The organism is Vibrio kagoshimensis, from assembly GCF_050337535.1.
In the GTDB taxonomy this organism is placed as follows: Bacteria; Pseudomonadota; Gammaproteobacteria; order Enterobacterales; family Vibrionaceae; genus Vibrio; species Vibrio gallaecicus.
This window is the reverse complement of the sequence record NZ_JAKJSZ010000022.1, coordinates 75,866-92,762: the sequence shown is the minus strand read 5'-3', so window position 1 is coordinate 92,762 and position 16,897 is coordinate 75,866. Positions and strand designations below refer to the sequence as shown.

Genomic DNA, 16,897 nt, shown 5'->3' with positions numbered 1-16,897 from the left:
TCACACTCCTTTCTTCAAGGGTTACCGTCCACAGTTCTACTTCCGTACAACTGACGTAACAGGCGATATCACTCTACCTGAAGGCGTAGAAATGGTAATGCCAGGTGACAACGTTCAAATGACTGTTGAGCTAATCGCTCCAATCGCAATGGACGAAGGTCTACGTTTCGCAATCCGCGAAGGTGGTCGTACAGTTGGTGCTGGTGTTGTAGCTAAAATCTTCGCTTAATAGCATTTAGATTTTTGTACACTCTTCATTAGAATAGAAGAGCACGCATCTGAAAAAGGGGAGCTTCGGCTTCCCTTTTTGTATTTTAGTTATAAGTAAAACAGAACACTTTTTTTTGCTGTCTAGTAAATACTGCCAATAGATACAGTTGCTTAAAAATTTCCCTTTATGCTCATCCCTTAGCGCATTACTTCCAATCTAGTGCTTTGTCATTCTCCTATAACAAAATGTTCTAGAATTACCTCAAATAGAACTGGTAATAAGAATGATTACTTTTTATATTTGTAATTAAGCAAGTTTCTGGAAAATTATATGTTCGTTTGTTTGTGTCATGGCGTGTCGGATAAAACAATTCGTAAGCTCGTTGTCGAAGAAGGCATTACTGATATTAGAGGGCTAAAAAAATGTACGGCACTAGGTAGCCAATGTGGTAAGTGTGTACGACCAGCAAAAGAGATTATCAATGAATTCGCAAAAGACCTGTTCAAACAGGCAAGTTAGTCGCTAAAGCTTAATACTAACTTTTTGACAGTTCTCGAATTGGTTCTACAGTTAGAAGAGCCAAAGAGGAGGGCTGTGCTATGAAAGGTGATCCAATCATTATTCAACATCTCAACAAAATCCTAGGTAATGAGCTTGTTGCCATCAATCAATATTTCCTACATGCAAGAATGTACAAAGACTGGGGATTAAAACATCTCGCAGATAAAGAGTATCATGAGTCTATCGATGAAATGAAACATGCTGACCACTTAATAGAACGTATACTCTTTCTTGAAGGTCTTCCAAACTTACAAGACTTAGGGAAATTAAATATTGGTGAAGATACCAAGGAAATGTTAGAAAGTGATCTAGATGTTGAGATGAAAGCAATTCCAGATTTAAAGAATGCAATTGCATACGCTGAAGACACGCATGACTATGTTTCTCGTGATCTATTCCAAGATATCCTAGAAGATGAAGAAGAACATGTCGATTGGCTGGAAACACAGCTCGGTCTAATAAAATTAACAGGTATAGAAAACTATCTACAAGCGCAATATGTTGATGAAGACGATGCATAAAAGCAAAACAGCGGTTCTTAGTCAAAACTAAGAACCGATTCATTTCTTCCTAAAAAATACTCTGCTGAAAACCTCTCGATTAATTTTCAAACACTACTTGCAACCTATTATGTGATCTGTATAATGCATCGCACTGGCTAACGCTGGTTGTGAACCAATAAGCGATGAGGAGCAGGCGAAGCCTGGTAATGTATACTCAGCTTATGTTCGCGGTTAATATAAATAGTTGTTCTCTCTTGAGAAAAACTTAAAAAGTTAACTGACAATGCGTCCTAATTTTGGATGCTACGGTTTCACATAAATCAATCGGCATTCTCTCGTCTTTTCGAGCTTGAGTGGCGATATTGTTTGTGTAATTAATTATTATTGGAGCTCTGTCTCATGCAGAACCAACGTATTCGTATCCGCCTTAAAGCTTTCGATTACAAGTTAATCGATGCTTCAACTGCGGAAATCGTTGAAACAGCAAAACGTACCGGCGCACAGGTTCGTGGTCCTATTCCACTACCTACTCGTAAAGAGCGTTTCACTGTTCTTACCTCTCCACACGTCAACAAAGATGCACGTGACCAGTACGAAATTCGTACTCACAAGCGTTTGATCGACATCGTTGAGCCAACAGACAAAACTGTTGATGCTCTAATGCGTCTTGATCTTGCTGCTGGCGTTGATGTTCAAATCAGCCTAGGTTAAGGGAGATAAGAATAATGATTGGTCTAGTCGGACGTAAAGTGGGTATGACCCGCGTATTTACTGAAGAAGGCGTTTCTATCCCAGTAACTGTTGTTGAGGTTGAAGCGAACCGTATTTCTCAAGTTAAAACTCTTGAGACAGACGGCTACGCAGCAATCCAAGTAACTACTGGTGCTAAGAAAGCTAACCGTGTAACTAAGCCTGAAGCTGGTCACTTTGCGAAAGCTGGTGTTGAAGCAGGCCGCGGTCTTTGGGAATTCCGTTTAGAAAACGGTGAAGAGTTTGAAGTTGGCGCTGAGCTAAACGTAGAACTTTTCAATGAAATTAAAAAAGTAGACGTTACTGGTACATCTAAAGGTAAAGGCTTCCAAGGCGCTATCAAGCGTTGGAACTTCTCTACTCAAGATATGACTCACGGTAACTCTTTGTCTCACCGTGCACCGGGTTCAATTGGCCAATGTCAAACTCCAGGTCGCGTGTTTAAAGGCAAGAAAATGGCAGGTCACATGGGTGCTGAGCGTGTTACGACTCAAAACCTAGAGATCGTACGTGTTGACGCTGAGCGCAATCTGCTTCTTATTAAAGGTGCAGTACCAGGCTCAACAGGCGGTAACGTGATCGTAAAACCTGCTGTTAAAGCATAACGTCTAGGAGTAAGTAATGGAATTGATAGTTAAAGGTGCTGATGCACTAACTGTTTCCGAGACTACTTTCGGACGTGACTTTAACGAAGCTCTAGTACACCAAGTAGTTGTTGCATACGCAGCAGGTGCTCGTCAAGGTACTCGTGCTCAAAAGACTCGTTCTGAAGTATCAGGCGGCGGTGCTAAGCCATGGCGCCAAAAAGGTACTGGCCGTGCACGTGCTGGTACAATTCGTAGCCCAATCTGGCGTACAGGTGGTGTTACTTTTGCTGCGAAACCACAAGATCACAGCCAAAAAGTAAACAAAAAAATGTACCGCGGTGCTATGAAGAGCATTCTGTCTGAGCTAGTTCGTCAAGAGCGTTTAATCGTTGTTGATAACTTCTCTGTAGAAGCACCAAAAACAAAAGAATTAGTAGCTAAACTTAATGAACTTGAGTTAAGCGACGTTCTGATTGTAACTGGCGAAGTAGATGAGAATCTATTCTTAGCTGCTCGTAACCTATATAAAGTTGATGCACGTGATGTTGCTGGTATTGATCCAGTATCTCTAATTGCATTCAACAAGGTTCTAATGACTGCTGACGCAGTTAAGCAAGTTGAGGAGATGCTGGCATGATCACTGAAGAGCGTCTACTAAAAGTTCTACGTGCTCCACACATCTCTGAAAAAGCAACTATGGCGGCTGAGAAAGCGAACACTATCGTTTTCAAAGTAGCTAAAGATGCAACTAAGAAAGAGATCAAAGCAGCTGTAGAAAAGCTATTCGAAGTTGAAGTTAAATCTGTAAATACTCTTGTTCTTAAGGGTAAGACTAAGCGTCAAGGTATGCGTGAAGGCCGTCGTTCAGACGTTAAGAAAGCCTACGTTACTTTGAAAGAAGGTCAAGATCTTGACTTCGCTGGCGGTGCGGAATAACAGGAGTAGTTAAAAATGGCTATTGTTAAATGTAAGCCGACTTCCCCTGGTCGTCGTCACGTCGTTAAAGTTGTTAACGCTGACCTACACAAGGGTAAGCCATACGCTCCACTTTTAGAGAAAAACTCTAAGAATGGCGGTCGTAACAACAACGGTCGTATTACAGTACGTCACATTGGTGGTGGTCACAAGCACCATTACCGTGTTGTTGACTTTAAGCGTACTAAAGATGGTATCCCAGCGAAAGTTGAGCGTCTAGAATACGATCCAAACCGTAGTGCTAACATCGCTCTAGTTCTGTACGCAGACGGTGAGCGTCGTTACATCATTGCACCAAAAGGTGTTCAAGCAGGTGATCAGATCCAATCTGGTGTAGATGCGGCAATCAAAGCAGGTAACACTCTGCCGATGCGCAACATCCCAGTAGGTTCTACTGTACACTGTGTTGAACTTAAGCCTGGTAAAGGTGCTCAACTAGCTCGTTCGGCTGGTGCTTATGCTCAAATCATCGCTCGCGATGGTGCATACGTAACTATCCGTCTACGTTCTGGTGAAATGCGCAAAGTACTTTCTGAAGGTCGTGCAACGATCGGTGAAGTTGGTAACTCTGAGCATATGCTACGTGAACTTGGTAAAGCTGGTGCTTCACGCTGGCGCGGCGTACGTCCAACCGTACGTGGTGTAGTAATGAACCCGGTGGATCACCCACATGGTGGTGGTGAAGGCCGCACATCTGGTGGTCGTCACCCAGTTTCTCCTTGGGGCGTTCCTACTAAGGGCTTCAAGACTCGTAAGAACAAGCGCACTGACAAGTACATCGTACGTCGTCGCACTAAATAATTTATAAAGAGGAATCGCCATGCCACGTTCTCTCAAGAAAGGTCCTTTTATTGACCTACACTTGCTGAAGAAGGTAGAGAAAGCGGTGGAAAGCGGAGACAAAAAGCCTATTAAGACTTGGTCCCGTCGCTCAATGATCATCCCAACAATGATTGGTTTGACCATCGCTGTCCATAATGGTCGTCAGCACGTTCCAGTTTTCGTTACCGAAGAAATGATCGGTCACAAACTGGGCGAATTTGCACCAACTCGTACTTATCGCGGTCATGCTGCAGATAAGAAAGCTAAGAAGAAATAAGGAGTAGATGATGGAAGCTTTAGCTAAACATAACTTTGCTCGTATTTCTCCACAGAAAGCTCGCTTAGTTGCAGACCAAATTCGCGGTAAGTCGGTAGACCAAGCTCTAGAAATTCTAACTTTCAGCAACAAAAAAGCTGCTGTTTTAGTTAAGAAAGTTCTTGAGTCAGCTATCGCTAACGCGGAACATAACGAAGGTGCAGATATCGACGATCTAAATGTCGCTAAAATCTTCGTAGATGAGGGCCCTATCATGAAGCGCATTATGCCTCGTGCTAAAGGTCGTGCGGATCGTATCTTGAAGCGTTCAAGCCACATCACTATTGTTGTAGCAGATCGCTAAAGACTAGGAGAGTAAGCAATGGGTCAGAAAGTACATCCTAATGGTATTCGTCTTGGCATCGTCAAGCCTTGGAATGCTACATGGTTTGCTAATACCAACGAATTCGCTGACAACCTAGACGGCGACTTCAAGGTACGTCAGTTCCTTACAAAGGAACTACAAAAAGCATCATTATCTCGTATCGTTATCGAGCGTCCAGCTAAGAGCATCCGTGTGACTATTCACACTGCTCGTCCTGGCGTTGTTATCGGTAAGAAAGGTGAAGACGTAGAGAAGCTACGCGCAGCTGTAGCTAAAATCGCAGGTGTACCAGCGCAAATTAACATCGCTGAAGTACGTAAACCTGAGCTAGATGGTCAGCTTGTAGCTGATAGCATCGCGTCTCAACTAGAGCGTCGTGTTATGTTCCGTCGTGCAATGAAGCGTGCGGTACAAAATGCTATGCGTCTAGGCGCTAAAGGCATCAAAGTACAAGTAGGTGGCCGTCTAGGCGGCGCTGAAATCGCACGTTCAGAGTGGTACCGTGAAGGCCGTGTGCCTCTACACACTCTACGTGCAGACATTGATTACGCAACTTCTTCGGCTCACACTCAATACGGTGTGATCGGCATTAAAGTTTGGATCTTCAAAGGTGAGATTCTAGGCGGTATGCCAGCTGCTAACGCAGTAGAGCCTAAAGGCGATAAGCCTAAGAAGCAGCGTAAAGGCCGTAAGTAAGGAGTCGAACGATGCTACAACCAAAACGTACTAAGTTCCGCAAGGTTATGACTGGTCGTAACCGTGGTCTAGCTAAAGGTACTGAAGTAAGCTTCGGCGAATTCGGTCTTAAAGCTGTTGGCCGTGGTCGCCTGACTGCACGTCAAATCGAAGCGGCACGTCGTGCTATGACACGTCACATTAAACGTCAAGGTCAAATCTGGATCCGTGTGTTCCCAGACAAGCCTATTACTGAAAAGCCTCTTGAAGTTCGTCAAGGTAAAGGTAAAGGTTCAGTTGCGTACTGGGTTGCTCAAATCCAACCTGGCAAGGTTATGTACGAGATGAATGGCGTACCTGAAGAGTTGGCACGTGAAGCGTTCCGCCTAGCGGCGCGTAAACTGCCTGTTAAAACTACTTTTGTAACTAAGCAGGTGATGTGATGAAAGCACAAGATCTACGCGAGAAAAACGTTGAAGAGCTTAATGCTGAGCTATTGAATTTGCTACGTGAACAGTTCAACTTGCGCATGCAAGCTGCTACTGGTCAACTTCAGCAAACTCATACTCTAAAAGCTGTACGCCGTGATATCGCACGTGTGAAAACTGTTTTGACTGAAAAGGCAGGCGCATAATGAGCGAGACTAACCGCATCCAGCAAGGCCGTGTAGTAAGTGACAAGATGGACAAGTCTATCGTAGTTGCTATTGAGCGCACTGTAAAACACCCAATTTACGGTAAGTTCATCAAACGCACGACCAAAGTACACGCACACGACGAAGACAACATTTGTGGCCTAGGCGACAAAGTTGAAATCGCTGAGTGTCGTCCTCTGTCTAAGACTAAGTCTTGGACATTGGTTAAAGTTATAGCAAAAGCGAAGATTTAATCATCGTAAAGCTATGACTTATAAGCGGCTCCAAAGTTTTTTTGGAGCCGCTTGTTTTTTGTCTACCCAATTGAAAAAAAGGGTGGTACAATTCGCGTCCCTTTTAAAGAGGCAGCCCGACCCGAGAGGGTCTAGTTTTAAACATATAGCGGAGCACTAACAATGATCCAAATGCAAAGTACACTTGACGCTGCAGATAACTCTGGTGCGCGCAAGGTAATGTGTATTAAGGTCCTGGGTGGCTCTCACCGCCGTTATGCACATATCGGTGACATCATCAAGGTTACAGTGAAAGAAGCAATTCCTCGCGGTAAAGTAAAAAAAGGTGATGTTCTGAAGGCGGTAGTAGTGCGCACCCGTAAAGGCGTTCGTCGCCCAGACGGTTCTGTCATTCGCTTCGACAGTAATGCTTGTGTATTGTTAAATGACACTACTGAGCAACCAGTCGGCACACGTATCTTTGGTCCTGTGACTCGTGAACTTCGTAATGCGAAATTCATGAAGATTGTGTCACTAGCACCTGAAGTTCTGTAAGGAGCGGCAACATGGCAGCTAAAATCCGTCGTAACGACGAAGTAATCATTCTTGCTGGTAAAGATAAAGGCAAGAAAGGTAAAGTAACTAAGGTTCTGACAACTGGTAAAGTTATCGTTGAAGGCATCAACCTTGTTAAAAAACACCAAAAGCCTGTACCGGCTCTAGGTCAACAAGGCGGCATCGTTGAACAAGAAGCAGCAATTGATGCTTCTAACGTTGCAGTTTTCAACGCGGCTACTGGTAAAGCAGACCGCATCGGTTTCCGTATTGAAGATGGTAAGAAAGTTCGTTTCTTTAAATCTAACGGCGAAATCGTTTCTAACTAATTAGAAGTAATTTGGAGTTCTACTATGGCGAAACTGCATGATTACTACAAGTCGTCTGTAGTCGCTGAGCTTACCAAAGAGTTCAGCTACACAAGCGTCATGCAAGTCCCTAGGATTGATAAAATCACCCTAAACATGGGCGTTGGTGAAGCAATCAACGATAAGAAACTGCTAGAAAACGCAGCATCTGATATGGCAACGATCTCTGGTCAAAAGCCACTTATCACGAAAGCTCGTAAATCTGTAGCTGGTTTCAAAATTCGTGAAGGCTACCCAATTGGTTGTAAAGTAACCTTGCGTGGTGAGCGCATGTGGGAATTTTTAGAGCGTTTAATCTCTATTGCTCTTCCACGTGTACGAGATTTCCGTGGTGTTAGCGCTAAGTCTTTTGACGGACGCGGTAACTACAGCATGGGCGTTCGCGAGCAAATCATCTTTCCGGAAATCGACTACGATAAAGTCGATCGTATCCGCGGTCTTGATATCACTATCACGACAACCGCTGGTTCCGATGAGGAAGGCCGAGCTCTGCTGGCTGCCTTTAACTTCCCATTCCGTAAATAGGGTGTAGGGTTACTGTTATGGCTAAACAATCAATGAAAGCACGTGAAGCTAAACGTGCGAAACTAGTAGCAAAATTCGCTGAAAAGCGTTCTGCGCTAAAAGTTATCATTAGCGATGTTAACGCATCTGAAGAAGATCGTTGGAATGCGGTTCTTAAACTGCAATCCCTTCCGCGTGATTCAAGTGCATCACGTCAGCGCAACCGTTGCAACCAAACTGGTCGTCCACACGGTTACCTACGTAAATTCGGTCTAAGCCGTATTAAGGTTCGCGAAGCTTGCATGAAAGGCGAGATTCCGGGTCTTCGTAAGGCTAGCTGGTAATTGCCACTTAATCATTTGGAGTATATCTTATGAGCATGCAAGATCCGATTTCGGATATGCTGACCCGCGTTCGTAACGGTCAGGCAGCAAACAAAGTTGCTGTAAAAATGCCTTCTTCAAAGCTTAAAGTTGCAATTGCTGCATTACTTAAAGCTGAAGGTTACATCGTAGACTTCGCTGTTAACAGCGAAGCAAAACCTGAGCTAGAAGTTACTCTTAAGTACTTCCAAGCTAAACCTGTAATCGAGCAAATCAAACGTGTATCACGTCCAGGTCTTCGAGTTTATAAAAATAAAGACTCGCTACCGACTGTGATGGGTGGTCTTGGTATTGCTGTTGTTTCAACTTCCAAGGGTCTGATGTCTGACCGTGCTGCTCGCAAGGCAGGTCTTGGCGGTGAAATCATCTGTTACGTAGCTTAATAAGGAGTAGATTATGTCTCGTGTTGCTAAAGCACCTGTCGCTATTCCAGCTGGCGTAGAGGTGAAACTAAACGGCCAAGAAATCACTGTAAAAGGTGACAAAGGTGAGCTAACTCGCGTTCTAAACAACGCAGTAGTGATTGCACAGGAAGAAAACAACCTAACTTTCGGTCCACGCGAAGGTGTTGCTAACGCTTGGGCACAAGCAGGTACTGCTCGTGCACTTGTTAACAACATGGTTGTTGGTGTTACTCAGGGCTTTACTAAGAAGCTAACTCTTAAAGGTGTAGGTTACCGTGCTGCTATGAAAGGCAACGCTGTAGGCCTTACTCTTGGCTTCTCACATCCAGTAGAGCACGCTCTACCTGAAGGTATTAAAGCAGAGTGCCCTAGCCAAACTGAGATCGTTATTACTGGTTGCGATAAGCAATTAGTTGGTCAAGTTGCGGCTGACATTCGTTCTTACCGTGAACCTGAGCCTTATAAAGGTAAAGGTGTTCGTTACGCAGATGAAAATGTGCGTACTAAAGAAGCTAAGAAGAAGTAAGGTAACACTATGGATAAGAAAGCATCTCGCATCCGTCGTGCTACACGCGCACGTCGTAAGATTGCAGAACTTGGTGCAACTCGCTTGGTAGTACATCGTACTCCACGCCATGTGTACGCTCAAGTTATCGCATCTAATGGCTCTGAGGTTATCGCCGCAGCTTCTACTGTAGAAAAAGCGATCCGTGAGCAAGTGAAGAGTACTGGTAACATCGATGCAGCTGCAGCAGTTGGTAAAGCTGTTGCTGAGCGCGCTCTTGAAAAAGGCGTAGCTTCAGTTGCATTTGATCGTTCTGGTTTCCAATACCACGGTCGAGTAGCGGCGCTAGCAGATTCTGCTCGCGAAGCTGGTCTGAAATTCTAAGGTAGGGTTGGAAGATGGCTAAAGAACAACAACAAGCTAATGATTTGCAAGAAAAGCTAATCGCAGTTAACCGTGTATCTAAGACGGTTAAAGGTGGTCGAATCATGAGCTTTACTGCACTAACTGTAGTTGGTGACGGTAATGGTCGCGTAGGTTTCGGTTACGGCAAAGCTCGTGAAGTACCTGCTGCGATTCAAAAAGCAATGGAAAAAGCGCGCCGTAACATGGTTACAGTTGCACTTAACGAAGGCACACTTCACCACCCGGTGAAAGGTCGTCATTCGGGCTCTAAAGTTTACATGCAGCCAGCTGCAGAAGGTACAGGTGTAATCGCCGGTGGCGCAATGCGTGCTGTACTTGAAGTTGCAGGCGTACATAACGTACTTTCTAAAGCATACGGTTCAACGAACCCTATCAACGTTGTTCGCGCAACGATTGGTGCTCTAGCAGACGTTAAGTCACCAGAAATGGTTGCTGCTAAACGTGGTCTAACTGTTGAATCTATTTCGGAGTAAGAACACGATGGCAACTATTAAAGTAACTCAAACTAAAAGCTCAATTGGTCGCCTACCTAAGCACAAAGCGTGTCTTAAAGGTTTAGGTCTTCGTCGCATCAACCATACAGTAGAACTTGAAGATACTCCGTGCGTACGCGGTATGATCAACAAGGTTTACTACATGGTTAAGATTGAGGAGTAATCAGAAATGCGTTTGAATACTCTATCACCGGCTGCTGGCTCTAAACCTTCTAAGAAGCGTGTAGGTCGTGGTATCGGTTCTGGCCTTGGCAAAACTGCTGGCCGTGGTCATAAAGGCCAAAAGTCACGTTCTGGCGGCTCTGTTCGTCCAGGTTTTGAAGGCGGTCAAATGCCTCTAAAACAACGTCTACCTAAATTCGGTTTCACTTCTCGTAAGAGCCTAGTGTCTGCTGAAGTTCGTCTAGCTGAGCTAGCGAAAGTAACAGGTGACGTAGTTGATCTTAACAGCCTTAAAGCTGCTAACGTTATCACTAAGAACATTGAATTTGTAAAAATCGTTCTTTCTGGTGACCTTAGTAAAGCTGTGACTGTTAAAGGTCTACGCGTGTCTAAAGGCGCTAAAGCTGCAATCGAAGCTGCAGGCGGCAAAATCGAGGAATAATCTCGAGGAACGAGGTACAGATGGCTAAGAAACCAGGACAAGATTTTCGTAGTGCTCAGAGCGGCTTAAGTGAACTAAAGTCGCGCTTATTATTCGTAATTGGTGCACTTTTAGTATTCCGAGCCGGCTCTTTTGTGCCGATCCCTGGTATTGACGCGGCTGTACTTGCCGATTTGTTCGAACAGCAAAAAGGTACCATCGTAGAAATGTTTAACATGTTCTCCGGTGGTGCTCTTGAGCGTGCATCTATATTAGCATTGGGCATTATGCCGTATATTTCGGCATCTATTGTTGTCCAATTGCTAACTGTAGTTCATCCAGCGTTAGCGGAACTCAAGAAAGAGGGTGAAGCAGGCCGTCGTAAGATAAGCCAATATACACGCTACGGCACGCTTGTACTTGCAACATTCCAAGCTATTGGTATTGCAACTGGCTTACCAAACATGGTCGATAATCTGGTTGTTATCAACCAAACCATGTTTACGCTAATTGCTACCGTGAGTTTAGTAACTGGTACCATGTTTTTAATGTGGTTAGGTGAACAAATCACTGAGCGAGGAATCGGTAATGGTATTTCCATTCTGATTTTTGCAGGTATTGTTGCTGGATTGCCTTCAGCAATCGGTCAAACAATCGAGCAAGCGCGTCAAGGTGAATTGCACGTACTTCTTCTACTGTTTATTGCGGTATTATCTTTTGCTGTAATCTACTTCGTAGTTTTCATGGAGCGTGGTCAACGTCGTATCGTCGTTAACTATGCAAAGCGTCAACAAGGTCGTAAGGTTTTTGCAGCACAAAGTTCACACTTGCCTCTTAAAATTAATATGGCAGGCGTAATACCAGCAATTTTTGCATCTAGTATTATTTTGTTCCCAGGAACATTAGCGCAGTGGTTTGGTCAAAATGGTGAGAGCAGCGCATTCGGTTGGTTAACTGATGTGTCTTTGGCTCTTAGCCCTGGTCAGCCTTTGTATGTAATGCTTTATGCAGCAGCGATTATTTTCTTCTGTTTCTTTTATACAGCGTTGGTATTTAACCCTCGCGAAACAGCAGATAACTTGAAGAAGTCTGGTGCATTCGTACCCGGTATCCGCCCAGGTGAGCAGACAGCGAAATATATCGATAAAGTGATGACTAGATTAACCCTTGCAGGTGCTCTATACATTACTTTTATATGTCTGATTCCTGAGTTCATGATGGTCGCGTGGAACGTTCGTTTCTACTTTGGCGGCACTTCACTACTAATCGTAGTGGTAGTTATCATGGATTTCATGGCACAGGTACAGACTCATCTGATGTCACAACAGTATGATTCTGTGTTAAAGAAAGCGAATTTGAAAGGCTACGGTCGTTAATCGACAGTAACATTTCAATTCCATTTACGGAGTTTAGCAATGAAAGTTCGTGCTTCCGTTAAAAAAATCTGCCGTAACTGTAAAGTTATCAAGCGTAACGGTGTCGTTCGCGTGATTTGCAGTGAGCCAAAGCATAAGCAACGCCAAGGCTAATTAGCAGAAATTTTTACTTGAAATACAAGGTAGAGTCGAGTATATTTCTCGGCCTACCTTTTGCGTGCAAAAGAAGTAGTATGCCGCAGCGTATCCATAACGGGCTTTGCTGCGGATAATTCTTTTATGAACCCCTTAGGAGTGAATAATGGCCCGTATAGCCGGCATTAACATTCCTGATCATAAGCATTCTGTAATTGCATTAACTGCAATCTACGGTATTGGTAAAACTCGCTCTCAAGCTATTCTAGCTGAAGTGGGTATTGCTGAAGATGCTAAGATCAGTGAACTAACTGAAGAGCAGATCGATCAACTGCGTGATGGTGTAGCTAAATACACTGTAGAAGGTGATCTACGTCGTGAAGTATCGATGAACATCAAGCGTCTTATGGACCTTGGCTGTTACCGCGGTCTTCGTCATCGTCGCAGTCTACCACTACGTGGACAGCGTACTAAAACCAACGCTCGCACCCGTAAGGGTCCGCGCAAGCCGATCAAGAAATAGTCGGATAAGGTAGAGTACAATGGCAAAACAACCAACTCGCGCGCGTAAGCGCGTACGCAAGCAAGTAGCTGATGGCGTAGCGCACATCCATGCTTCTTTCAACAACACAATCGTAACTATCACTGACCGTCAAGGCAATGCTCTTGCATGGGCTACAGCAGGTGGTTCAGGTTTCCGTGGTTCTCGTAAATCTACTCCGTTCGCAGCACAAGTTGCAGCTGAGCGTTGTGGTGAAATGGCTAAAGAATATGGCCTAAAGAACTTGGAAGTTATGGTTAAGGGTCCAGGTCCAGGTCGCGAATCTACTGTTCGTGCACTGAACGCTGCTGGTTTCCGTATCACTAACATTGTTGATGCGACACCAATCCCTCATAACGGTTGTCGTCCACCTAAGAAACGTCGCGTTTAAGTTTCGTTTCTAGGAATATTGGAGAAAGATCATGGCAAGATATTTGGGCCCTAAGCTTAAGCTTAGCCGTCGCGAAGGTACTGACTTATTTCTTAAGTCTGGTGTCCGTGCGATCGAGACCAAGTGTAAAATTGATAACGCACCAGGTGTACACGGCGCTCGTCGCGGTCGTCTATCTGAGTATGGCGTTCAGCTTCGTGAGAAGCAAAAAGTTCGTCGTATCTACGGCGTTCTAGAAAAGCAATTCCGTAACTACTACAAAGAAGCTGCACGTCTTAAAGGCAACACAGGTGCAAACCTACTTCAGCTTCTTGAAGGTCGTCTTGATAACGTAGTTTACCGTATGGGTTTTGGTGCTACTCGCGCTGAATCTCGTCAACTAGTTAGCCACAAGTCTATCCTAGTTAACGGTAAAGTTGTAAACGTTCCTTCTTTCAAAGTAGCGGCAAATGACGTTGTATCTATTCGCGAGAAAGCTAAACAGCAATCTCGTATTAAAGCTGCTCTAGAAGTTGCTGAACAACGTGAAAAGCCAACTTGGATTGAAGTAGATGCTGGCAAAATGGAAGGTACATTCAAGCGTATGCCTGAACGTTCTGATCTATCAGCTGACATCAATGAACACTTGATCGTCGAACTTTACTCTAAGTAAGGTTAAAAAAAGAGAGGACACAATGCAGGGTTCTGTAACAGAATTTCTTAAGCCGCGTCTTGTTGACATTGAACAGATCAATACGACACACGCGAAAGTAACTCTTGAGCCATTAGAGCGCGGTTTCGGCCACACTCTAGGTAATGCTCTTCGCCGCATTCTTCTATCTTCTATGCCGGGTTGTGCCGTAACAGAAGTTGAAATTGAAGGTGTGCTACACGAATACAGTACTAAAGAAGGCGTTCAGGAAGATATCCTAGAAATCCTTTTAAACCTTAAAGGTTTGGCTGTACGCGTTGCTGAAGGCAAAGATGAAGTGTTTATTACACTGAATAAATCAGGCTCAGGCCCTGTTGTTGCAGGTGACATCACCCACGATGGTGATGTAGAGATCGCTAACCCTGAGCACGTTATTTGTCACCTAACGGATGACAACGCTGAGATCGCTATGCGTATCAAAGTTGAACGTGGTCGTGGTTACGTTCCAGCTTCAGCTCGTATCCATACTGAAGAAGATGAGCGTCCAATCGGTCGTCTACTCGTTGACGCTACTTACAGCCCGGTTGATAAAATCGCCTATGCTGTAGAAGCTGCACGTGTAGAACAACGTACAGATTTGGATAAGCTTGTTATCGATATGGAAACGAACGGTACTCTTGAACCTGAGGAAGCAATCCGTCGTGCAGCTACAATTTTAGCTGAACAATTGGATGCGTTCGTAGATCTTCGTGATGTACGTGTACCTGAGGAGAAGGAAGAGAAGCCAGAATTCGATCCTATCCTACTGCGTCCTGTAGACGATCTTGAACTAACAGTTCGCTCTGCTAACTGTTTGAAAGCAGAAGCGATTCACTACATCGGTGATCTTGTACAGCGCACTGAGGTTGAGCTACTTAAAACGCCAAACCTTGGTAAGAAATCTCTTACAGAGATTAAAGATGTGCTTGCTTCACGTGGTCTTTCTCTAGGCATGCGTCTAGAAAACTGGCCACCAGCGTCAATCGCTGAAGATTAATCGAAAAGTTAGAAGGATTAGGTCATGCGCCATCGTAAAAGTGGTCGTCAACTCAACCGCAACAGCAGTCATCGCAAAGCGATGTTCAGCAACATGGCTAGCTCTCTTGTTCGTCACGAAGTTATTAAAACTACCGTGCCTAAAGCAAAAGAACTACGTCGCGTAATTGAGCCATTGATTACCCTAGCTAAGACAGACAGTGTTGCTAACCGTCGTCTTGCATTTGCACGCACTCGTGATAACGAAGTTGTTGCAAAACTATTTAATGAACTAGGCCCGCGTTTCGCGGCTCGCCAAGGTGGTTACACTCGCATTCTTAAATGTGGTTTCCGTACTGGTGATAAAGCTCCAATGGCTTACATTGAGCTTGTAGACCGCCCAGCTGCTGAAGAAGCTGCTGAGTAATCTATACTAGATTCTTAATACAAAAAGCCGAGCATTAGCTCGGCTTTTTTGCGTCTGTAATCACTTAGTTTATTATCCGAAAAGATATCTAGTTTACCAGTTAACTCTGTGAATTCAGGCTAGTTACATAACGCTATAAAAAAGAGCACTTATAGTGCCCTTTGATTTCTTGTTCTTTCTTTAACGACTTATTGCCAGATCGAACCTAAAGAGCTTAATAGTGAACTACTTGCACCTTGTGTTTGTAAAACTTGAAGGATGATTGGTGCGAAAGTAGTGACAAGAGATGGATCCATACCTAAGCTGCTAAACGCACTTTCAACTGCTCCTTTTGATTGAAGCAAAGATGTTAAACCTGAGCTTTCTAGTGTTGAAGCGCCTGGAATCAATGAAGATAACTCTTGAGAGTCAGATGTGCTTAGTGAATTTTGAGCTAATGCAAGAAGAGAACCTACACCACCTAGTGCTTGCTCTCCAGTAACTGAAGTTTCTTTTGCTAATGTGTCTGCGAGTGATGAACTTTCATTCTGCTGAGCCCACATGTCCACGGCAGCCATTAATGCTGTTTGGCTTAGTTGAGAATAATCAATACCAGATGTAATTGATGGGGTCGATGAATCAGAAGTGCTTGCACATGAGGTAACTGCTAAGCTGCATAGTGCAGTAATAAGTACTTTCTTCATTATTCGTCCTTAAGTAATAAAGTAATTAAACATCACCACTATAAACGAAAAACGGCGATGTTGTCACATCACCGTTGCATTATTTTAACTTTATTACTTGTAGCAGTCTGTTTTAACTACAGAATTGCTAGAAGCTCAACTTCAAATACTAGAGCCGCAAATGGTGGGATTGCAGCACCTGCGCCGCGCTCACCGTATGCTAGGTCTTGTGGAATGTATAGTTTCCACTTAGAACCTACAGGCATTAGTTGTAGAGCTTCAACCCAACCTTGAATTACGCCAGTTACTGGGAATTCTGCTGGTTGACCGCGAGATACTGAACTATCAAAAACAGTACCGTCTGTTAGCTCGCCGTGGTAGTGAACACGTACTTGTTTGTCAGACGTTGGAACTTCACCAGTACCTTCAGTTAGTACTTCGTATTGAAGACCAGACTCAAGAACTGTTACTTCTGAACGTAGAGCGTTATCAGTAAGGAAAGCTTCACCGTCGGCAGCTGCAACTTTAGCTAGTTCTTGACGAGCTGCTTCACCACGAGTGTGAAGTTCTTGTAGTGCATTGTTGATCTCGTCAATCTCAATAGCTGGCATATCGCCAGTAAGAGCCGTTGCGATACCAGCTGCGATAGCGTCAACGTTTAGGCCTTCAAGACCAGAACCTGCTAGTTGTTGACCCATTTGTAGGCCGATGCCGTAGCTTGCTTTTTGCTCTACAGTTTCAAATTTTACTTCAGACATGAATGTCACTCTTTTATCATTACTAAAAAGGTAAGAATACCAGTATTGAGAGCATGAAGAAACGGTTGGCTTGGTCAATTCCGGTTACGTTTGGCTACCGAATCACATTGACTGTAAATTTATGTACCTAGTTCTTGTTATGGTGGAA

Annotated in this window: 33 protein-coding genes; 31 read left to right on the top strand and 2 right to left on the bottom strand. The window is 44.1% G+C overall.

From position 1 onward, the window contains the following. The 31 genes from L4C37_RS19055 to rplQ form a co-directional block, all read left to right on the top strand. A partial coding sequence (locus L4C37_RS19055) for an EF-Tu C-terminal domain-related protein (protein ID WP_489686375.1) occupies positions 1 to 229 on the top strand: 229 nt, incomplete at its 5' end. A gap of 312 nt (positions 230 to 541) precedes the next feature. Next, positions 542 to 730, top strand: coding sequence for a (2Fe-2S)-binding protein (locus L4C37_RS19050; RefSeq protein ID WP_137375127.1), 189 nt, complete (start codon positions 542 to 544; stop codon positions 728 to 730). Between the two features lie 80 nt (positions 731 to 810). Further along, a complete protein-coding gene (bfr, locus tag L4C37_RS19045) occupies positions 811 to 1,293 on the top strand; it encodes a bacterioferritin (RefSeq protein ID WP_137375128.1) in 483 nt (160 codons plus the stop codon). Between the two features lie 381 nt (positions 1,294 to 1,674). Continuing rightward, positions 1,675 to 1,986 carry a 30S ribosomal protein S10 gene (gene rpsJ, locus L4C37_RS19040; protein WP_004736761.1) on the top strand — a complete coding sequence of 104 codons (312 nt, stop codon included), beginning with the start codon at positions 1,675 to 1,677 and terminating at the stop codon, positions 1,984 to 1,986. 14 nt (positions 1,987 to 2,000) lie between these two features. Then, positions 2,001 to 2,630 carry a 50S ribosomal protein L3 gene (gene rplC / locus L4C37_RS19035; RefSeq protein ID WP_004736763.1) on the top strand — a complete coding sequence of 210 codons (630 nt, stop codon included), beginning with the start codon at positions 2,001 to 2,003 and terminating at the stop codon, positions 2,628 to 2,630. A gap of 16 nt (positions 2,631 to 2,646) precedes the next feature. Continuing rightward, complete coding sequence (gene rplD / locus L4C37_RS19030) at positions 2,647 to 3,249, top strand: 50S ribosomal protein L4 (protein WP_137375129.1); 603 nt, start codon at positions 2,647 to 2,649, stop codon at positions 3,247 to 3,249. Next, on the top strand, positions 3,246 to 3,548 hold the full coding sequence (gene rplW, locus L4C37_RS19025) for a 50S ribosomal protein L23 (RefSeq protein WP_137375130.1): 303 nt from the start codon (positions 3,246 to 3,248) through the stop codon (positions 3,546 to 3,548). Before rplD ends, rplW begins: the two co-directional genes overlap by 4 nt. A gap of 15 nt (positions 3,549 to 3,563) precedes the next feature. Beyond that, complete coding sequence (gene rplB, locus L4C37_RS19020) at positions 3,564 to 4,388, top strand: 50S ribosomal protein L2 (RefSeq protein WP_137375131.1); 825 nt, start codon at positions 3,564 to 3,566, stop codon at positions 4,386 to 4,388. A 19-nt stretch (positions 4,389 to 4,407) separates the two neighbouring features. Further along, positions 4,408 to 4,686, top strand: a complete 279-nt coding sequence (rpsS, locus tag L4C37_RS19015; protein ID WP_004736729.1) for a 30S ribosomal protein S19 — start codon at positions 4,408 to 4,410, stop codon at positions 4,684 to 4,686. 10 nt (positions 4,687 to 4,696) lie between these two features. Further along, positions 4,697 to 5,029: a 50S ribosomal protein L22 gene (gene rplV / locus L4C37_RS19010; RefSeq protein WP_004736732.1), complete on the top strand. Its 333-nt coding sequence runs from the start codon at positions 4,697 to 4,699 to the stop codon at positions 5,027 to 5,029. Positions 5,030 to 5,047: 18 nt separating this feature from the next. Continuing rightward, positions 5,048 to 5,746: a 30S ribosomal protein S3 gene (gene rpsC / locus L4C37_RS19005; protein ID WP_004736734.1), complete on the top strand. Its 699-nt coding sequence runs from the start codon at positions 5,048 to 5,050 to the stop codon at positions 5,744 to 5,746. Positions 5,747 to 5,757: 11 nt separating this feature from the next. Then, entirely contained in the window at positions 5,758 to 6,168 is a 411-nt protein-coding gene (gene rplP / locus L4C37_RS19000) for a 50S ribosomal protein L16 (protein WP_004736736.1), read from the top strand. Then, positions 6,168 to 6,359: a 50S ribosomal protein L29 gene (gene rpmC, locus L4C37_RS18995; RefSeq protein ID WP_004736737.1), complete on the top strand. Its 192-nt coding sequence runs from the start codon at positions 6,168 to 6,170 to the stop codon at positions 6,357 to 6,359. The genes rplP and rpmC overlap by 1 nt, the downstream gene beginning before the upstream one ends. Next, positions 6,359 to 6,613, top strand: coding sequence for a 30S ribosomal protein S17 (rpsQ, locus tag L4C37_RS18990; RefSeq protein ID WP_137375132.1), 255 nt, complete (start codon positions 6,359 to 6,361; stop codon positions 6,611 to 6,613). The genes rpmC and rpsQ overlap by 1 nt, the downstream gene beginning before the upstream one ends. Before the next feature lie 162 nt (positions 6,614 to 6,775). Further along, positions 6,776 to 7,147, top strand: coding sequence for a 50S ribosomal protein L14 (gene rplN / locus L4C37_RS18985; protein ID WP_004738793.1), 372 nt, complete (start codon positions 6,776 to 6,778; stop codon positions 7,145 to 7,147). Between the two features lie 11 nt (positions 7,148 to 7,158). Beyond that, complete coding sequence (gene rplX, locus L4C37_RS18980; RefSeq protein ID WP_137375133.1) at positions 7,159 to 7,476, top strand: 50S ribosomal protein L24; 318 nt, start codon at positions 7,159 to 7,161, stop codon at positions 7,474 to 7,476. Between the two features lie 24 nt (positions 7,477 to 7,500). Further along, positions 7,501 to 8,040 (top strand): 50S ribosomal protein L5, encoded by a 540-nt coding sequence (gene rplE / locus L4C37_RS18975; RefSeq protein WP_137375134.1) that lies wholly within the window; start codon positions 7,501 to 7,503, stop codon positions 8,038 to 8,040. Between the two features lie 17 nt (positions 8,041 to 8,057). Further along, positions 8,058 to 8,363: a 30S ribosomal protein S14 gene (rpsN, locus tag L4C37_RS18970; protein WP_004738789.1), complete on the top strand. Its 306-nt coding sequence runs from the start codon at positions 8,058 to 8,060 to the stop codon at positions 8,361 to 8,363. Between the two features lie 29 nt (positions 8,364 to 8,392). Next, complete coding sequence (gene rpsH / locus L4C37_RS18965) at positions 8,393 to 8,785, top strand: 30S ribosomal protein S8 (protein ID WP_017061309.1); 393 nt, start codon at positions 8,393 to 8,395, stop codon at positions 8,783 to 8,785. A 13-nt stretch (positions 8,786 to 8,798) separates the two neighbouring features. Then, positions 8,799 to 9,332 (top strand): 50S ribosomal protein L6, encoded by a 534-nt coding sequence (gene rplF, locus L4C37_RS18960; protein ID WP_137375135.1) that lies wholly within the window; start codon positions 8,799 to 8,801, stop codon positions 9,330 to 9,332. 9 nt (positions 9,333 to 9,341) lie between these two features. Next, positions 9,342 to 9,695 carry a 50S ribosomal protein L18 gene (gene rplR, locus L4C37_RS18955; protein WP_137375136.1) on the top strand — a complete coding sequence of 118 codons (354 nt, stop codon included), beginning with the start codon at positions 9,342 to 9,344 and terminating at the stop codon, positions 9,693 to 9,695. 14 nt (positions 9,696 to 9,709) lie between these two features. Then, entirely contained in the window at positions 9,710 to 10,210 is a 501-nt protein-coding gene (gene rpsE / locus L4C37_RS18950; protein ID WP_137375137.1) for a 30S ribosomal protein S5, read from the top strand. Positions 10,211 to 10,217: 7 nt separating this feature from the next. Continuing rightward, positions 10,218 to 10,394, top strand: a complete 177-nt coding sequence (gene rpmD, locus L4C37_RS18945; RefSeq protein WP_004736756.1) for a 50S ribosomal protein L30 — start codon at positions 10,218 to 10,220, stop codon at positions 10,392 to 10,394. Between the two features lie 6 nt (positions 10,395 to 10,400). After that, entirely contained in the window at positions 10,401 to 10,835 is a 435-nt protein-coding gene (rplO, locus tag L4C37_RS18940) for a 50S ribosomal protein L15 (RefSeq protein ID WP_137375139.1), read from the top strand. A 20-nt stretch (positions 10,836 to 10,855) separates the two neighbouring features. Further along, positions 10,856 to 12,190, top strand: coding sequence for a preprotein translocase subunit SecY (secY, locus tag L4C37_RS18935; protein WP_137375140.1), 1,335 nt, complete (start codon positions 10,856 to 10,858; stop codon positions 12,188 to 12,190). Between the two features lie 39 nt (positions 12,191 to 12,229). Further along, complete coding sequence (gene rpmJ / locus L4C37_RS18930) at positions 12,230 to 12,343, top strand: 50S ribosomal protein L36 (RefSeq protein WP_000868186.1); 114 nt, start codon at positions 12,230 to 12,232, stop codon at positions 12,341 to 12,343. 148 nt (positions 12,344 to 12,491) lie between these two features. Beyond that, positions 12,492 to 12,848 (top strand): 30S ribosomal protein S13, encoded by a 357-nt coding sequence (gene rpsM / locus L4C37_RS18925; RefSeq protein WP_004738779.1) that lies wholly within the window; start codon positions 12,492 to 12,494, stop codon positions 12,846 to 12,848. Positions 12,849 to 12,867: 19 nt separating this feature from the next. Next, the gene (rpsK, locus tag L4C37_RS18920) at positions 12,868 to 13,257 is read left to right on the top strand and encodes a 30S ribosomal protein S11 (RefSeq protein WP_004738778.1); all 390 of its coding nucleotides are present in this window, start codon (positions 12,868 to 12,870) and stop codon (positions 13,255 to 13,257) included. A gap of 31 nt (positions 13,258 to 13,288) precedes the next feature. Continuing rightward, positions 13,289 to 13,909 carry a 30S ribosomal protein S4 gene (rpsD, locus tag L4C37_RS18915; protein ID WP_137375141.1) on the top strand — a complete coding sequence of 207 codons (621 nt, stop codon included), beginning with the start codon at positions 13,289 to 13,291 and terminating at the stop codon, positions 13,907 to 13,909. Between the two features lie 22 nt (positions 13,910 to 13,931). After that, on the top strand, positions 13,932 to 14,924 hold the full coding sequence (locus tag L4C37_RS18910; protein ID WP_004729813.1) for a DNA-directed RNA polymerase subunit alpha: 993 nt from the start codon (positions 13,932 to 13,934) through the stop codon (positions 14,922 to 14,924). A gap of 24 nt (positions 14,925 to 14,948) precedes the next feature. Further along, entirely contained in the window at positions 14,949 to 15,329 is a 381-nt protein-coding gene (gene rplQ, locus L4C37_RS18905; protein ID WP_004729812.1) for a 50S ribosomal protein L17, read from the top strand. A 188-nt stretch (positions 15,330 to 15,517) separates the two neighbouring features. Here the strand turns inward: rplQ and L4C37_RS18900 are convergent, their stop codons facing one another. Next, positions 15,518 to 16,012, bottom strand: a complete 495-nt coding sequence (locus tag L4C37_RS18900) for a DUF2780 domain-containing protein (RefSeq protein WP_273297273.1) — start codon at positions 16,010 to 16,012, stop codon at positions 15,518 to 15,520. Positions 16,013 to 16,128: 116 nt separating this feature from the next. Next, positions 16,129 to 16,749 (bottom strand): BamJ family beta-barrel-assembly machinery protein, encoded by a 621-nt coding sequence (bamJ, locus tag L4C37_RS18895; protein WP_137375143.1) that lies wholly within the window; start codon positions 16,747 to 16,749, stop codon positions 16,129 to 16,131. Positions 16,750 to 16,897: the final 148 nt, after the last annotated feature.

What these genes read in the sequence shown, in the direction of transcription:
- L4C37_RS19050 (WP_137375127.1), top strand. Translation starts at nt 542, where the DNA reads ATGTTCGTTTGTTTGTGTCATGGCGTGTCGGATAAAACAATTCGTAAG.
- bfr (WP_137375128.1), top strand. Translation starts at nt 811, where the DNA reads ATGAAAGGTGATCCAATCATTATTCAACATCTCAACAAAATCCTAGGT.
- rpsJ (WP_004736761.1), top strand. Translation starts at nt 1,675, where the DNA reads ATGCAGAACCAACGTATTCGTATCCGCCTTAAAGCTTTCGATTACAAG.
- rplC (WP_004736763.1), top strand. Translation starts at nt 2,001, where the DNA reads ATGATTGGTCTAGTCGGACGTAAAGTGGGTATGACCCGCGTATTTACT.
- rplD (WP_137375129.1), top strand. Translation starts at nt 2,647, where the DNA reads ATGGAATTGATAGTTAAAGGTGCTGATGCACTAACTGTTTCCGAGACT.
- rplW (WP_137375130.1), top strand. Translation starts at nt 3,246, where the DNA reads ATGATCACTGAAGAGCGTCTACTAAAAGTTCTACGTGCTCCACACATC.
- rplB (WP_137375131.1), top strand. Translation starts at nt 3,564, where the DNA reads ATGGCTATTGTTAAATGTAAGCCGACTTCCCCTGGTCGTCGTCACGTC.
- rpsS (WP_004736729.1), top strand. Translation starts at nt 4,408, where the DNA reads ATGCCACGTTCTCTCAAGAAAGGTCCTTTTATTGACCTACACTTGCTG.
- rplV (WP_004736732.1), top strand. Translation starts at nt 4,697, where the DNA reads ATGGAAGCTTTAGCTAAACATAACTTTGCTCGTATTTCTCCACAGAAA.
- rpsC (WP_004736734.1), top strand. Translation starts at nt 5,048, where the DNA reads ATGGGTCAGAAAGTACATCCTAATGGTATTCGTCTTGGCATCGTCAAG.
- rplP (WP_004736736.1), top strand. Translation starts at nt 5,758, where the DNA reads ATGCTACAACCAAAACGTACTAAGTTCCGCAAGGTTATGACTGGTCGT.
- rpmC (WP_004736737.1), top strand. Translation starts at nt 6,168, where the DNA reads ATGAAAGCACAAGATCTACGCGAGAAAAACGTTGAAGAGCTTAATGCT.
- rpsQ (WP_137375132.1), top strand. Translation starts at nt 6,359, where the DNA reads ATGAGCGAGACTAACCGCATCCAGCAAGGCCGTGTAGTAAGTGACAAG.
- rplN (WP_004738793.1), top strand. Translation starts at nt 6,776, where the DNA reads ATGATCCAAATGCAAAGTACACTTGACGCTGCAGATAACTCTGGTGCG.
- rplX (WP_137375133.1), top strand. Translation starts at nt 7,159, where the DNA reads ATGGCAGCTAAAATCCGTCGTAACGACGAAGTAATCATTCTTGCTGGT.
- rplE (WP_137375134.1), top strand. Translation starts at nt 7,501, where the DNA reads ATGGCGAAACTGCATGATTACTACAAGTCGTCTGTAGTCGCTGAGCTT.
- rpsN (WP_004738789.1), top strand. Translation starts at nt 8,058, where the DNA reads ATGGCTAAACAATCAATGAAAGCACGTGAAGCTAAACGTGCGAAACTA.
- rpsH (WP_017061309.1), top strand. Translation starts at nt 8,393, where the DNA reads ATGAGCATGCAAGATCCGATTTCGGATATGCTGACCCGCGTTCGTAAC.
- rplF (WP_137375135.1), top strand. Translation starts at nt 8,799, where the DNA reads ATGTCTCGTGTTGCTAAAGCACCTGTCGCTATTCCAGCTGGCGTAGAG.
- rplR (WP_137375136.1), top strand. Translation starts at nt 9,342, where the DNA reads ATGGATAAGAAAGCATCTCGCATCCGTCGTGCTACACGCGCACGTCGT.
- rpsE (WP_137375137.1), top strand. Translation starts at nt 9,710, where the DNA reads ATGGCTAAAGAACAACAACAAGCTAATGATTTGCAAGAAAAGCTAATC.
- rpmD (WP_004736756.1), top strand. Translation starts at nt 10,218, where the DNA reads ATGGCAACTATTAAAGTAACTCAAACTAAAAGCTCAATTGGTCGCCTA.
- rplO (WP_137375139.1), top strand. Translation starts at nt 10,401, where the DNA reads ATGCGTTTGAATACTCTATCACCGGCTGCTGGCTCTAAACCTTCTAAG.
- secY (WP_137375140.1), top strand. Translation starts at nt 10,856, where the DNA reads ATGGCTAAGAAACCAGGACAAGATTTTCGTAGTGCTCAGAGCGGCTTA.
- rpmJ (WP_000868186.1), top strand. Translation starts at nt 12,230, where the DNA reads ATGAAAGTTCGTGCTTCCGTTAAAAAAATCTGCCGTAACTGTAAAGTT.
- rpsM (WP_004738779.1), top strand. Translation starts at nt 12,492, where the DNA reads ATGGCCCGTATAGCCGGCATTAACATTCCTGATCATAAGCATTCTGTA.
- rpsK (WP_004738778.1), top strand. Translation starts at nt 12,868, where the DNA reads ATGGCAAAACAACCAACTCGCGCGCGTAAGCGCGTACGCAAGCAAGTA.
- rpsD (WP_137375141.1), top strand. Translation starts at nt 13,289, where the DNA reads ATGGCAAGATATTTGGGCCCTAAGCTTAAGCTTAGCCGTCGCGAAGGT.
- L4C37_RS18910 (WP_004729813.1), top strand. Translation starts at nt 13,932, where the DNA reads ATGCAGGGTTCTGTAACAGAATTTCTTAAGCCGCGTCTTGTTGACATT.
- rplQ (WP_004729812.1), top strand. Translation starts at nt 14,949, where the DNA reads ATGCGCCATCGTAAAAGTGGTCGTCAACTCAACCGCAACAGCAGTCAT.
- L4C37_RS18900 (WP_273297273.1), bottom strand. Translation starts at nt 16,012, where the DNA reads ATGAAGAAAGTACTTATTACTGCACTATGCAGCTTAGCAGTTACCTCA.
- bamJ (WP_137375143.1), bottom strand. Translation starts at nt 16,749, where the DNA reads ATGTCTGAAGTAAAATTTGAAACTGTAGAGCAAAAAGCAAGCTACGGC.